Raw genomic sequence first — 12,728 nt, forward strand, 5'->3', positions numbered from 1 at the left:
TATATGATGCATTCACCTGCACTGTCACATTTTCATATGATTTATTTCGCCGGGCTGCCCAGGCGTTTCGCGACAAAATTTGACAACATATTAATAATTACCACCAACACCAGCAGCACGACTGCCGTTGCATAGGATTCTTCCACATGCAGTCCCTCGCTGGAGAGGTTGTACATATGAACCGCAAGTGTGCGGCCGGAATCAAAAACGCTGCCTGCCAGCTCCGCCACCGTTCCGGCAGTGTAGATCAGCGCCGCCGTTTCTCCCACGATCCTTCCGATTGCCAGGATAACGCCCGCCAAAATACCGGGTACCGCCGCCGGAAGCACTACCTTAAAAACGGTGCGCAGCTTGCCCGCGCCAAGCCCGAAGCTTGCCTCCCGGTAAGAATCCGGCACTGCTTTTAAGGCTTCCTCCGTTGTCCTCATAATGGACGGAAGTACCATGATCGACAGCGTAAAGGCTCCGGCAAGAAGTGAACGCCCCCATTTCAATGCCGTTACAAAAAACAGCATACCAAATAACCCATACACGATGGAAGGGATTCCCGACAGCGTTTCCGTGGTCAGCCGAATCACGTCTATGAACGGATTTCCTCTTTTTGCGTACTCTACAAGAAATATTGCGGAAAAGATGCCAAGCGGCACCGCAATCACAAGCGCCAACGCTGTCATATAAACCGTGTTAATGATCGCCGGAAGCATCGACACATTTTCCGAGGTATATTCCCAGGCAAAAAGTGACGGCTTCAGATTCGGAATGCCCTTTATCAATATGTAAGCTATCAAAAACAGAAGCACTGTAAAGGTAATTCCCGCCGACAGCATCACAAAAAATTTCTGTATCTTACTCTTCATTATCTTCTCCTAATCCGCTGCCTTCCGATTTAAAAACGCCACCGTAAAATTGATGATCAGTATGAATACGAAAAGCACAACTGCTGTGGCGATCAGCGCCTCCCGATGCAGGTCGGTAGCATAGCCCATCTCCAGCACAATGTTTGTCGTCAATGTGCGGACACCCTGAAGAAGTCCCTTCGGCATACGCGGCTGGTTTCCTGCGATCATCATGACCGCCATCGTCTCCCCGACCGCGCGTCCGATTCCAAGCACGACCGCTGCGATCACGCCCGATTTCGCCGCCGGCAGCATTACAGAAAAAATGCTTCTCTCTTTTGTAGCGCCCAGCGCCAGCGCGCCCTCATAATAGCTGCGAGGCACCGCCCGGATCGCTGCTTCGCTCACACCGATAATGGTCGGAAGAATCATCACGCCGAGCAAAATCGACGCCGTCAGGATACTCATTCCATCTGTTTCCGTTGGAAACAATGCACGGATCGCCGGAACCAGCACCACCAGACCAAAGAAACCATATACGATGGAGGGGATTCCCGCCAGAAGCTCCGTCGCCATTTTCAGCGGTTTGTAAATCTGTTCCGGACAATACTCCGCCATAAAGACCGCCGTCAGGATACCAATCGGTACGCCAATGATTACCGCTCCTGCCGTCACACAGACGCTGCCAAGGATCATCGGCAGAATGCCGTAAATGTTATTGCCCGGCTTCCAGGTCTGTCCTGTCAGAAAATCAAACACTCCGATTTTTGCCATCGCCGGAATACCGTTTGCAAACAGGAAGATACAGATCAGCACCACTGCCAGGATGGAGGTGCAGGCGGCTATGAAAAAAACCGCCTGCATAATTTTTTCTTTCAGTAAGCCTTGTTTCATAATTATTCTCCCGACATTTTTTTCCGGAGCGCCGCCAGAATTCTGGCTTTATGCGCTCCGGCCGCAGCAGACATTGCCTGATGCTTTGTCCTGTTCACACTACTCTTTACTGCAGTACGTCGCCCCATACTGTTGTTTCGCCTACGTAGATGCTCTTTACCTGTTCAGAAGTCAGCTCTTCAATCGGATTTTCATTATTTACGATCACCGCAATACCATCCTGTGCAATGACAGTCGGTGTCAGACCTGCTTCCAGCTCGCTGTCCTTCAATTCTCTTGACGCCATGCCGATATCGCAGATGCCGTCGATCGTGTCGGTCATGCCTGTGGTGGAATCGCTTGTCTGTATTTCAATCTCCGCATTTGTATTTACTGCCTCATAAGCTTCTTTCAGCTTCTCCATTACCGGTGTTACGGAGGAGGAACCAGAAACAACTACCTTACCCTCTACGCCTGTGGAGGTATAATCCGTCACGTCATCGATCGTGATGTAGCCGTTGTCCCCAATAACTGCCTGTCCCTCTGTGCTCATAATGTAGTTGATGAAATCCTGTGCTACCTCGCTCACATCACCTTTCGTTGCAATGTTGAACGGTCTGCAAACCTTATACTCTCCCGCCTTAATGTTCTCTACCGTCGGTTCTGCGCCGTCGATCTTTACTGCTTTTACGGTATCGTTCAGAGAACCAAGGGAGATGTAACCGATCGCATAAGTATTTCCTGCTACGGTAGACATCATAACCGCGGTATTGTTCGTAACGCTCGCATCCACGGTGGTGTTGTCAACCTTCTCGCCTGCATCGTTCTTTTCCTCTACACCGAACAGCTCGATAAATGCTCCTCTTGTACCGGAACCGTCCTCACGGGAAATTACGGAAATATTTGCTTCGCTGATATCCGCTGCCATTACCGGAGCTGCTGCCAGAGCTGCTGCCATACCTGCCGCTAAAATAGTACCTGTCATCTTTCTCATCGTTTTCTTCTCCTCATCTTATTCACGAAATTTTGTTTTCCCAGAGCTGCTTCTCTTTCGCTCTGCACGTATAGATTAACAGGCTAATGTAAAGTTCGTTATCATAGAAATGTAAAATAGGGGTAAGATTCTTGTGAAGTATTAATATAGGGTCTTAACCCCACTTATGAGCAATCTCATGTGAGTTTAGACCCTGGCATCATTATAATTCTATCTTAACTTCCTGTTCTCCGGCAGTCAGAATATATGTATTTCCCGCTTCCAGCTCCGGCGACGTGATAACCACAGACTGGAATTCTTTCTGGCACCGCCAGGCTACAATTTCATCACCGCCACTGGTCTTCAGAGAAACAATGCTCTCCGCCGGGATGCTCTCTGAAAAATTATACAGGAAGTTTCCCTGCGCAGAATCCGGTGAGAATCCCTGCGCCATTGCGCTGCTGCCTGCAGCAACCACCGTTCCGCCGGTCGCTTCCGCCGTCAGACCGTAATCCAGCGCACTGTCAGCGCCGCTTGTCGGTCCTGCAACCAGCACGGTACCGCCTTCCATATAGAAATAGCCGTTCGAATCCAGACCATCGCCGTTTGCATCCACCTTAATATTTCCACCGCAGATGCGAAGATATGCCTCACTGTCGGAATCCATACCGCCATGTCCCATGCCTTTGCCTTCCTGCCACTGCTGCATTCCGTCCTGCATTTCACCACGCATACCGCCGTGCCGCATCGGCATTTCGTTCATTTCTGAAGTCTGCTGCAATTCATTGTCCGCCGCTGCTTCCGTGGCTTCCCCGTTTTCCGCCATTTCCGTACCATCCGGCGACTGCGGCATCTCTCCGTTTTCCGGCATTTCTTCACCTTCCGGCAGCTGCGGCATCTCTCCGTTTTCCGGTATTTCCATACCTTCCGACTGCTGCGGCATCTCTCCGTTTTCCGATATTTCTGTATCCTCCGGCAATTGCGGCATCTCTCTGTTTTCCGGCATTTCTTCACCTTCCGGCAGCTGCATATTGCCGCGGTCTTCCTGCCGGAATTGCTTCATAAAAGCTTCCTCTTCCTGCGATTCTGTTCCGCCGGATGCATTCATTCCATCGTCAGAAGCCGTCACATCCAACGTTCCTCCAAAAATGGTGATCCGATGTCCTTCCAGTCCTTCATAGCTCTGCGGTATGCTGACCGTTCCATCATAAATCACAAGATCCTTGTCACTGTGTATCCCATCATCCTGCACGGTAAGCTCCAGCTCACCGCCGGTGATGACAATACTTCCAGTCGCATTAATGCCGTCTTCCGCTGCGGCTGCAGTGATTGTCCCGCCTTCCAGATAAATATTTCCCTGCTGGGTATCATCCTCATTCTTCGCCTTGATCGCGTGCTGATCCGCCTCCAGGCTGATCGTACCGTCGGCAATCTTTACCGCATCCTTCCCGGCAAGACAATTTTCCACCGCCGTCACATTTAAATTTCCTCCGGTAATTACAAGATCATCCTTTGACACAATTCCGTGTTTATAGTTTCCACTTATCGTCAGTCTGCCCGATCCCTGAATCGTCAGATCCGCTTTGCTGAAAATCGCGCCGTCCGCATCAGCGTGTTCGTCGCTGGATGCGTCCGTGTCCTCTGCGACCATCTGCCCGCCGTCGCTCACCACATTTTCCGAACCATCGGCGAGCGTCAGAAATACCTTGTCGGCAGACTTTATCCAGATTGCCGCCTGATTTTCGCAGTGGATATCCACATTATCCAGCACAAGCTGCACTTTTGCGGTGTCTTCTGTATCCACAATAATATGTCCGTCAGACAGTGTGCCGGAAAGAAGATATACCCCTTCCTCTGTAAATGTCACAATATGTTCTTCCTGTGAAAACGCAATTCCATTGGAAGAAGTATTTTCCGTCAAAGCCTCGCCATCCACCAGAATTTCTTCATCAGAAAGCTCCACCTCTGCATATTCTTTATAGCTGGCGTCCCTGTCTCTGTCCGTAAAAGAAATATCCACAACAGATTCCGTCAGCACAAGCTCCTCCCCCTCGCAGGTTTCCGGAACAGCCGTAAAGCCGTCCTCCTCCAGCGCCGCATATGCTGTGATCTGCAGGATCAGCGTCATCGCCATAGAAAGTGCCGTCACATATGTAATATATTTCTTCATAGAACCTCCTCTATTCCCATCGACGCACTGCTGCACAGAATTTCCAGATTGCCATTTCGACAGCGAAGCTCGTCGATCATCTTCTTTTCCTGGTTTATATCCTTCAAAACAATTTCATATTCCAGCTTAAACAGGCTTCCCAGGTTGCTTGTCTTTACCTGGCACAACCGCCATTTCTTTGCATATTTTTCGAACAGATCGTCAAACACTTCCGTGTAATCCAGCGATTCCGGTATCGTGATCCGCAGCAGCTTTTTGTCCTGCTTCATCTCTCCGAAGGAGCTTTTCTGCAGAACGATGCTTACAAGTCCAAGCAGCGCAACCACTGTGACGGCGATTCCAAGATAGCCCATCCCGGCTGCCAGACCGGCCGCCATTGCAAAAAAGATACTGCTGATGTCCTTTGAGCTTCCCGGAATAGAACGGAAACGAACCAACGAGAATGCTCCCATCACGGCAACACCGGTTCCAAGATTTCCATTAACCAGCGTGATCATCACCTGCACCAGCGCAGGCAGCATAACGAGCGTAACCACAAAATTTTTCCGATAACTTCCCTGGTACATATAAATACAGGCAACTGCCATGCCAAGTATCAGCGATACCAGAAAACATGCCAGAAAACTTCCTGCTGAAAATGAAATTGTACCGTTTTTAATTAATACTGAATCAAATAACTGTTCCACCTGCGGCCGCCTCCCTCATTTCTTTGTATGCCCGTCCGTATTTTGAAAAAGAAACCGGATACAGCTTCAGTGCATCCAGAATATCCGCCATCCACACCGGCAGAGCCTCCGGCGTCTTTACTTCCATCAGATAATAGCCCTTCTCTATAATCAGATTGCCTCCCCCTTCATCCTGCAGATCCAGTCTTGTATTGCGCCAGCGAAGGTTATCGTCGAAGGTGATCCGAAGTCCGCTGTCGTCCTTTGCAGCTAACGCGATCCGATCATATGCTATGTACATTTTCGGTTCCATATGCTTGTGATATTTCAAAAACCAGTCGATCTCCCGCAAAATCTGCGAATCGCCGGAAGGCTTCTTTCCATCATACAGATATTCAACCGCTTCCTCAAATTCCATCTCTTCGCGTCGTTTATAAACAATGCCGTCATATTTTTTCTTCAGCTCCACAAATACATGACCGCCGTTCTTATCCATCCCGTAGCTGCGGAGCCGCAGTTTTTCCTTATATACCGGTTTATCCAGCGACTCGCGGATCAGGTGAAAATCCGGCGTATCAAAGTAAATATTGTAAATCCGGCTCTGTCCATAGCGATCCATTTCCATATGTTCTGCCAGCGCTTCCCTCATCCGTTTATACTGTACCTCATCCAGAAGATACTTCACCTCATACCTCTTAAAAATTGTCTGCGCATGTTCCATGCATTTCTCTCCCTCCATAACGTATTTCTTATGGAATAGTTTTATAAAAGATTTCTTGAAGAAAGATTGAAAAAAAGATGTGATCAGTAATTTCACAAAGAGTTCACAGAGATATTAAAAATGTAATCGACTTTGTTTCCCTTTTCCCTTAGAATAATTAAAAGAAGCTGGTTTTTGGAACATTTCCCTGTACCACTGACATTAAGTCAATAGTGGGGTACTCGTTTCTTTTTCTATTTCCTGCATATCATACAAGTACAATTTTTCATCGCTCGCATGTTTTACAATTATCGTTGCCTTATAGCCCTCCTTTATCTCAAATTATGTTTTCACTATGTTTAAAAAATAGAACTACCCATTTCTGGATAATTCTATTTTTAAATTCCTTCTACGATATATAATGATCCATCAAAATCATCAAAATAAATCCCGCAAGCATGGAATATGTGGCAAGCCGCTCGTATCCGTGGCTGTGTGTTTCGGGGATCATTTCATCGCTGACAACGTAGATCATGGTGCCGCCCGCGAACGCCAGCGCTGCCGGGAGAATCACGCTGGCAATCGTTACAGCCGCGTATCCCAGCATGGTTCCGACAATTTCTATCACACCGGTGAAGCAGGCTATGAAGAATACCCGCTTTGCAGGGACTCCCGCCAGAAGCAGCGGCGATACAATCACCATTCCCTCCGGAATGTTCTGCAGGGCAATGCCAAGCGCTACTGTGATTGCATTGCCAATATCCTCACTGCCAAATCCGACTCCGGCAGCAATTCCTTCCGGCAGATTATGAATAGCGATCGCCATCACAAACAGCATCACCTTATTTAAGTGGGACTGCTTATCGGCGTGCGCTTCCTGATCCAGCCCGGTAATCCGATGCAGGTGCGGCGTCAGCTTATCGGCAAAATTCAGGCATATCGCTCCCGCAAGAATCCCGGCACAGGTCACCCAGACATTTCCATATTCCAGAGATGGAATAATAAGCCCGAATATCGCTGCCGCCAGCATCACCCCTGCTGCAAATCCAAGCACGCCGTCATTCAGTTCATGTGGGATCTTCCGAAATAAAAACCCCAGAAGCACCCCAATAATGGTGGCTCCGCCCACACCTATCGCAGATATCATCGCTAACTGCATTTTCTATACTCCTTATATTTACGATCTGTCATTTTTCAGCATCTCCATCAGCTTTGCCGGTCCCGGCGGATTTCCCTTATAAAGAGACATCATTTTATAGAGCTTTCCGGCGAGCAGCGTCACCAGAACCGCCGTGAGCACAACAATGCCGAGTGAACCGAGCGCCTGCGGTATTGTCATTCCGCCAAGCAGTATCTTAGTCGGTGTGACGAGGATTGCCGTAAACGGCATCCACGCCTGCCAGGTAACGGCGTCCCACGGGACATCCGAATTTGTGCCGCCTGCGTACATCGTGGCAAAAAAGCTGATAAGAAGCACCATCACAAACAGCATATTTGTACTGGAAAGATCCTCCGGCTTTTCTGCAACCGCGCCGCCGATCGCCGCCAGCGAGCAGTACAGGAGAAGCCCTGCCGCCAGCATCAGAAGCGCAAGTATCACGCCGGATACCGTAAACATTCCGGAAATCTCTCCGAAAGCATCAAATAGCTGCAAAATTGCCATATCCGACTGCGGATTTATTGTTTTTACAAGCTGTGTTCCAAGCGCAAAGCCTCCAACAAGACCGCCGATCCAGCAAAATAACTGCAAAATTCCGCTTGCCGCTGTCGCAAATACTTTTCCAAGGAGCATCGCTCCCGGTTTCACCGATACCAGAAACAGATCCATCAGCTTCGACGTCTTTTCCATGATTGCACTGTTTGCCGTTCCCTGCCCGTATGCAAGGATCATAAAATACAGCACCATGATGTTCAGATAAGGAAGCATCATCGCAAAAATTTCCCGCATCTCTGCATACTCATCGGTCTCTCCCTCCAGCGCCTCCGTGTCGCGCACGGAAACCTCAATGGGCATGGTAAGCTCGGCAATCTGCGTATACGCAAGCTGTGATTTCTGCACCAGCACGTAGCGGAAATATCGGTTAATAAAGTCCTCATATGCAGATGCATCCTTTTTCTCAAGCTCCGTTTCCTCCGGAAGAAGCACGGATATCTGGTAGGCACTGTCCTGCTTCTCTATCACAAGAAGCACCGCATAACCGTCTGCGGATGCCATCTCTGCCGCACGCTCAACGCTGTCTGCCATTTCGTAATCGATATTCTGAAACTGCTCCGGATCGGCGCTGTTTAAAAAGCTGTAATCCGTCAGATTCTGCTCCCCGTCGATCACATAAACCTTTGTGATCTTACTCTCATACTGCTCATCTTTTCCAAAATACTCGATTGCCGGCATGATCAGTGCAGGAAGCAGGAAGCAAAGTACCGTGATCCAGATCGTCGCATTGCGGTAGCCTTTGCCCTTTATATGCTGCATAAAAGTAAATGAAAATATTTTTCCTATGCTCTTCATATCAACGCGCCTCCCTTGTGTGTTTTCTGCCAAGCATCGCGATCCATCCGCTCAGCTTCAGACGGCTTCCGCGATACATCATCAGATCGCGGTACACCTTCGCGCATACATATGCCAGAAACGCAATGACAATAAGCTGTATAAGCCAGGACAATATAACAATGCCGATTCCTATGCTCCCTGTAATATAATATGTCGGCGCACAGAAAATGGATACTATCGGTATGAGCGCAACCGCCGTATTCACCGCAGGAGAGTCCACGGCAACCGCTATCACCGCCGCCAGATATCCGATGAGCACCAGCATTACTATTGCCATATTCGCAGGCTCCACATCCTCCATCGTGGAGCATCCGGTGCCGATCAGCCCGCTGAGCAGCGAAACTGTCAGATAACCAAGCAGAATCGACGCCAGAAGAACCAGAACCGCTGCCGGTGAAAGCCGAAAGCTCTCCGCGTTGATCCCCATCGCAGTAAACTGGTTTATAACGACGGAAGTATCTGCAAACCGTCCGGTAACGGCATAGGAAGCAACCATCACCGCCAGCAAAGAAACGATCAGTCCAAACACATACGTCATAACGGCAAGAATCTTTCCAAGCAGCATAGCAAGCGGCTTCACACTAACCATCAAAAGCTCCGCCAGCTTCGACGCCTTTTCCTCGATCACCTTCTGAATGATGTAGGAGGAAACAAATGTGCAGAGCATCAGCACAAAAATAGAATATGCCATCTGCACGCCAAATCTGGCGTCAAAGTTATCCTCTTCCTCCTCATAAAATTCAGTGACGGACTCTGTTTTCGTACTGTATCCGCTTGTCAGAACAGCAATCTGCTGCGGCGTCGCCTCCTGCTGTGCATAACGCGCCTCATCCAGCAGCGCAGAAAAAACTTCCGTACACTGTGATAGCTCTGAGTCTGAGAAATCCTTCGTCTCCGCGGTAACTGCTTCTATCTCAAAGCTGCCCGCATTTCTGCTTAGATGAAGGTACACTTCCGAAGCGCCGATTTCCTTAGGCTTCTTTTCTTCCGTTACTTCCGCAAAAGAAGTATCTGCAAAAATCTCGTTTTTTATCGGCACCTCCGCCAGCGCCAGCTCATATCCGGTATCATTTTTCACATAAACAGATGTAATGTCTGCAGATACCGTCTTTTCCCCGCCCATCAGAAGCGTCATCACCGGTATGCTGACAGCCGCGAAAAGAAGAAGGATAAAAAGCGTGATAACATTTGCCTTTCCCTTCAGCATCTGTCCGAGCGTGAAGCGGTACACCTTACCGGTTCCGGTAAAATCATTTCGGCTAATCTTCATGTGCATCACCTACTTTTTCCACGAATATTTCGTGCAGCGACGGCTCGCGCAGGTCGAACGTGATCACGCGGACATCATGCTCGATCAGCATTTTCAGGAAAGCATTCGCCTGCTCTTCTCCCGACACACGAAGCTGATATTCACATTCCTTTTCTGTGACAATCATAAGTCCCGCTTTCGCGATCAGCTCCTTTACATCGACTTCCGTTTTCAGAGAGAGATTGATCCTGCCGTAGCTCTTTTTAATATCATTCAGATGCCCCTGCAGAACCGTCTTTGAACGGTTTAAAATGATGATATCGGTGCAGAATTCCTCCACCGTCGCCATCTGGTGGCTGGACATGATCAGGTACTTGCCTTTTGCAATTTCCTCCCGGATAATGCTCTTGAACAGATCCGTATTTACCGGATCAAGCCCGGAGAGCGGTTCATCCAGGATCAGCAGATCCGGATCCGGCAAAAGCGCCGTCATAAACTGGATTTTCTGCTGGTTTCCTTTGGAAAGCTGATCCGCTTTCTTCGGCGGCTGTTTTTTCGCACGCTTTTTATTTTTTGCCTTTCCGCCCAACTGATCTTCGTCTGCCGCCGGAAGCTCCGTCGGATACAGATATTCCTCAACTTCCAGCCGTCCCGCCCAGTATTTGATGCGCTTTTTTGCCTCTGCCTTTGAAATGCCGCGCAGAGCTGCAAAATAAATCAATTGATCCATCAGCGTATACTTGGGATACAGACCGCGCTCCTCGGCGAGATAACCGACATTGCAGACGGATGTATCAAGCGGCTTTCCGTTCCATAACACCTCGCCGCTGTCCTTTGACAGCATATTCAGCATCATGCGGATGGACGTCGTTTTTCCGGCGCCGTTTGTGCCAAGCAGCGCAAATACGCCCGGCTTCGCCATCTCAAAGCTCAGATTGTCTACAACTGTTTTATCGCCATACTTTTTTGAAAGGTTTCTTACGATCAGACTCATTTTTCTCCTCTTCCCCTAAATAATTTTTATGACCTTTTAACCCTGGCATCATATACCAGTTTAAGCTCTCTTACAAAAATGTCAATTCTCCCCTATGTAGAAATATAACCCGTAATAAAGCCCATAATAAAGCCAACTGCAATAAAAATCACCCAATATAACAACCAAGAGTATAAAAACATATTCTTTTTTCCAAAATCGACCTGACTGCCGCTTCTGTACAGGATCTGGTTATTCGCGTAGGCACAGGCAAACTCCATCCCATTCTGCTCTGCCTCCTTTACGCTTTCCACCTGCCAGTCGTTGTTCTGCTGGTTGATATCCTTTCCATCCTCAATTTTCTGAAGATGCCGTGCGCGCCTTCTTCTGTTCACCGCCGCCTTAGAATCCACCGTGTAATACAACGTTTGCTGCGGTCCCTTCTCAAAGCTGTAACAGACTGCACTGCTTCTGATAATATGCCAGCCGTTCGCGCTCTGCTTCTGCAAATACTTTGTCAGCCCCTTTGTGGTGAGAAACAGCCGGTATTCCTTTTTTGTATCGCTCTTCTTTCCGTTTGCCCGCAGCCACTCCCGCGCGCCCATCCGGAATTCTCTTTCGCACATCTGCGCGATCCCTTCACACCAGAAACCGAATACTATGAGGATCGTGCTCCACACAAAACCCAGCATAAACGGGAACAGGCTCCTGATCAGAAATGCAAGAAGCAGCATGAGAATATCAAACGCCATCGCACATTTATAGTTTATCCGCGCCGCATTCTGATACCGATCCCGGTATTTCAACGCGTGAATGCGCCGTTCTTCCTCCGTATCGTACATTTCGTTAATGCCATCTTCCTCATAAGGCTTGCAGAAATAATAATTCATATCTTCATCGTGTGTAATTTCCCGCCAGCCCATCTCCTCCGCCAGCGACACAAACATTTCCCGATCCTGGATTTCCTTCAGCACCGGATACTTCGGGAGGTCAAACCGGTCCACATCGTATACAAGACGCTGCGGATTTCCCTTTTCAAAGGTATAGATAACGCCGAGATTGATATTCTTTAAAAACAGCCCCTGCTGCGCCATCTCCTCCAGCCAGAATTTCTCCCGCATCAGACTCAGAATAAATTTTGTTTTACGAATGGTCTGTCCCATAGATTTCCTCCCCGTTTCTGAGCTGCTTGCGCAGGCGCTCCAGCTCCATTTTTAAAATTTCATCCCCCATCGGAGTCAGCCGATACACCTTTTTCCCGTTTTCATTCGACACTACCTCGATCAGAGCATCCTCCACCAGACGACCGAGCATCGTGTAAAGCGTGCCGGTGCCCATATGGATACGGTTTTCCGTAAGTTCACGGACAAACTGCATGATAGCATACCCATGCCTTTCCTCCTTCAGAGCAAGCAGTGTATAGTAGGTAGTTTCTGTCATTGGAATATATTTTTTAATGATCTGCTCCAATTTTCTATCCCCTGTCCGTTTACTTTTCGATATGTCGCCTCTTGATATGTCGATACTCGACATATCGTCTAACGACATAATAGCACTTTACTATATATCTGTCAATCAGTTTTTCTGTTGACAAATGAATGCTTCTTCCGTTAGAATACTCTTAGAAAGGAAATGGGTTCTTCTACTGAGTATGGTCATCTGACTGTAAAAGCTTTCCCGTTTCTTTTTTAGTACCATAAAAGTGTAGTAGTTAGAGAGTAATTAACTCTGACATCTG

General features: G+C 48.4%; 12 protein-coding genes. All 12 read right to left on the reverse strand.

Annotation, left to right across the window (positions count from 1 at the left end; all coding sequences use genetic code 11):
* Positions 1-41 precede the first annotated feature (41 nt).
* Complete coding sequence (gene pstA, locus ACLU9Q_RS16655; protein WP_412625663.1) at positions 42-857, reverse strand: phosphate ABC transporter permease PstA; 816 nt, start codon at positions 855-857, stop codon at positions 42-44.
* A gap of 9 nt (positions 858-866) precedes the next feature.
* Positions 867-1,730 carry a phosphate ABC transporter permease subunit PstC gene (gene pstC / locus ACLU9Q_RS16660; RefSeq protein ID WP_412625664.1) on the reverse strand — a complete coding sequence of 288 codons (864 nt, stop codon included), beginning with the start codon at positions 1,728-1,730 and terminating at the stop codon, positions 867-869.
* Between the two features lie 106 nt (positions 1,731-1,836).
* Positions 1,837-2,667: a substrate-binding domain-containing protein gene (locus ACLU9Q_RS16665; protein ID WP_296833609.1), complete on the reverse strand. Its 831-nt coding sequence runs from the start codon at positions 2,665-2,667 to the stop codon at positions 1,837-1,839.
* Between the two features lie 238 nt (positions 2,668-2,905).
* Positions 2,906-4,852, reverse strand: a complete 1,947-nt coding sequence (locus ACLU9Q_RS16670; protein ID WP_412625665.1) for a carbohydrate-binding domain-containing protein — start codon at positions 4,850-4,852, stop codon at positions 2,906-2,908.
* Positions 4,849-5,538: a DUF4956 domain-containing protein gene (locus ACLU9Q_RS16675; protein WP_302592197.1), complete on the reverse strand. Its 690-nt coding sequence runs from the start codon at positions 5,536-5,538 to the stop codon at positions 4,849-4,851. Before ACLU9Q_RS16675 ends, ACLU9Q_RS16670 begins: the two co-directional genes overlap by 4 nt.
* Positions 5,522-6,238: a polyphosphate polymerase domain-containing protein gene (locus ACLU9Q_RS16680; RefSeq protein WP_302592198.1), complete on the reverse strand. Its 717-nt coding sequence runs from the start codon at positions 6,236-6,238 to the stop codon at positions 5,522-5,524. The genes ACLU9Q_RS16675 and ACLU9Q_RS16680 overlap by 17 nt, the downstream gene beginning before the upstream one ends.
* Before the next feature lie 388 nt (positions 6,239-6,626).
* Positions 6,627-7,376, reverse strand: a complete 750-nt coding sequence (locus ACLU9Q_RS16685) for a ZIP family metal transporter (protein ID WP_296833574.1) — start codon at positions 7,374-7,376, stop codon at positions 6,627-6,629.
* Positions 7,377-7,394: 18 nt separating this feature from the next.
* Complete coding sequence (locus ACLU9Q_RS16690) at positions 7,395-8,726, reverse strand: ABC transporter permease (RefSeq protein ID WP_302592200.1); 1,332 nt, start codon at positions 8,724-8,726, stop codon at positions 7,395-7,397.
* Between the two features lies 1 nt (position 8,727).
* The gene (locus ACLU9Q_RS16695; protein WP_302592201.1) at positions 8,728-10,038 is read right to left on the reverse strand and encodes an ABC transporter permease; all 1,311 of its coding nucleotides are present in this window, start codon (positions 10,036-10,038) and stop codon (positions 8,728-8,730) included.
* Positions 10,028-11,011 carry an ABC transporter ATP-binding protein gene (locus ACLU9Q_RS16700; RefSeq protein ID WP_302592202.1) on the reverse strand — a complete coding sequence of 328 codons (984 nt, stop codon included), beginning with the start codon at positions 11,009-11,011 and terminating at the stop codon, positions 10,028-10,030. The genes ACLU9Q_RS16695 and ACLU9Q_RS16700 overlap by 11 nt, the downstream gene beginning before the upstream one ends.
* Before the next feature lie 92 nt (positions 11,012-11,103).
* Positions 11,104-12,153, reverse strand: coding sequence for a DUF2812 domain-containing protein (locus ACLU9Q_RS16705; RefSeq protein WP_302592203.1), 1,050 nt, complete (start codon positions 12,151-12,153; stop codon positions 11,104-11,106).
* Positions 12,134-12,460, reverse strand: a complete 327-nt coding sequence (locus ACLU9Q_RS16710; RefSeq protein WP_302592204.1) for a PadR family transcriptional regulator — start codon at positions 12,458-12,460, stop codon at positions 12,134-12,136. Before ACLU9Q_RS16710 ends, ACLU9Q_RS16705 begins: the two co-directional genes overlap by 20 nt.
* Between the last annotated feature and the right edge of the window lie 268 nt (positions 12,461-12,728).

Origin of the sequence: Marvinbryantia sp. (assembly GCF_047017445.1) — a bacterium.
Taxonomy (GTDB): Bacteria; Bacillota; Clostridia; order Lachnospirales; family Lachnospiraceae; genus Marvinbryantia.

Excerpts from the sequence above, each read along its gene's own strand:
- pstC (WP_412625664.1), bottom strand. The coding sequence starts at position 1,730 with ATGAAACAAGGCTTACTGAAAGAAAAAATTATGCAGGCGGTTTTTTTC.
- ACLU9Q_RS16665 (WP_296833609.1), bottom strand. The coding sequence starts at position 2,667 with ATGGCAGCAGCTCTGGCAGCAGCTCCGGTAATGGCAGCGGATATCAGC.
- ACLU9Q_RS16670 (WP_412625665.1), bottom strand. The coding sequence starts at position 4,852 with ATGAAGAAATATATTACATATGTGACGGCACTTTCTATGGCGATGACG.
- ACLU9Q_RS16705 (WP_302592203.1), bottom strand. The coding sequence starts at position 12,153 with ATGGGACAGACCATTCGTAAAACAAAATTTATTCTGAGTCTGATGCGG.
- ACLU9Q_RS16700 (WP_302592202.1), bottom strand. The coding sequence starts at position 11,011 with ATGAGTCTGATCGTAAGAAACCTTTCAAAAAAGTATGGCGATAAAACA.
- ACLU9Q_RS16695 (WP_302592201.1), bottom strand. The coding sequence starts at position 10,038 with ATGAAGATTAGCCGAAATGATTTTACCGGAACCGGTAAGGTGTACCGC.
- ACLU9Q_RS16685 (WP_296833574.1), bottom strand. The coding sequence starts at position 7,376 with ATGCAGTTAGCGATGATATCTGCGATAGGTGTGGGCGGAGCCACCATT.
- ACLU9Q_RS16680 (WP_302592198.1), bottom strand. The coding sequence starts at position 6,238 with ATGGAACATGCGCAGACAATTTTTAAGAGGTATGAGGTGAAGTATCTT.
- ACLU9Q_RS16690 (WP_302592200.1), bottom strand. The coding sequence starts at position 8,726 with ATGAAGAGCATAGGAAAAATATTTTCATTTACTTTTATGCAGCATATA.
- pstA (WP_412625663.1), bottom strand. The coding sequence starts at position 857 with ATGAAGAGTAAGATACAGAAATTTTTTGTGATGCTGTCGGCGGGAATT.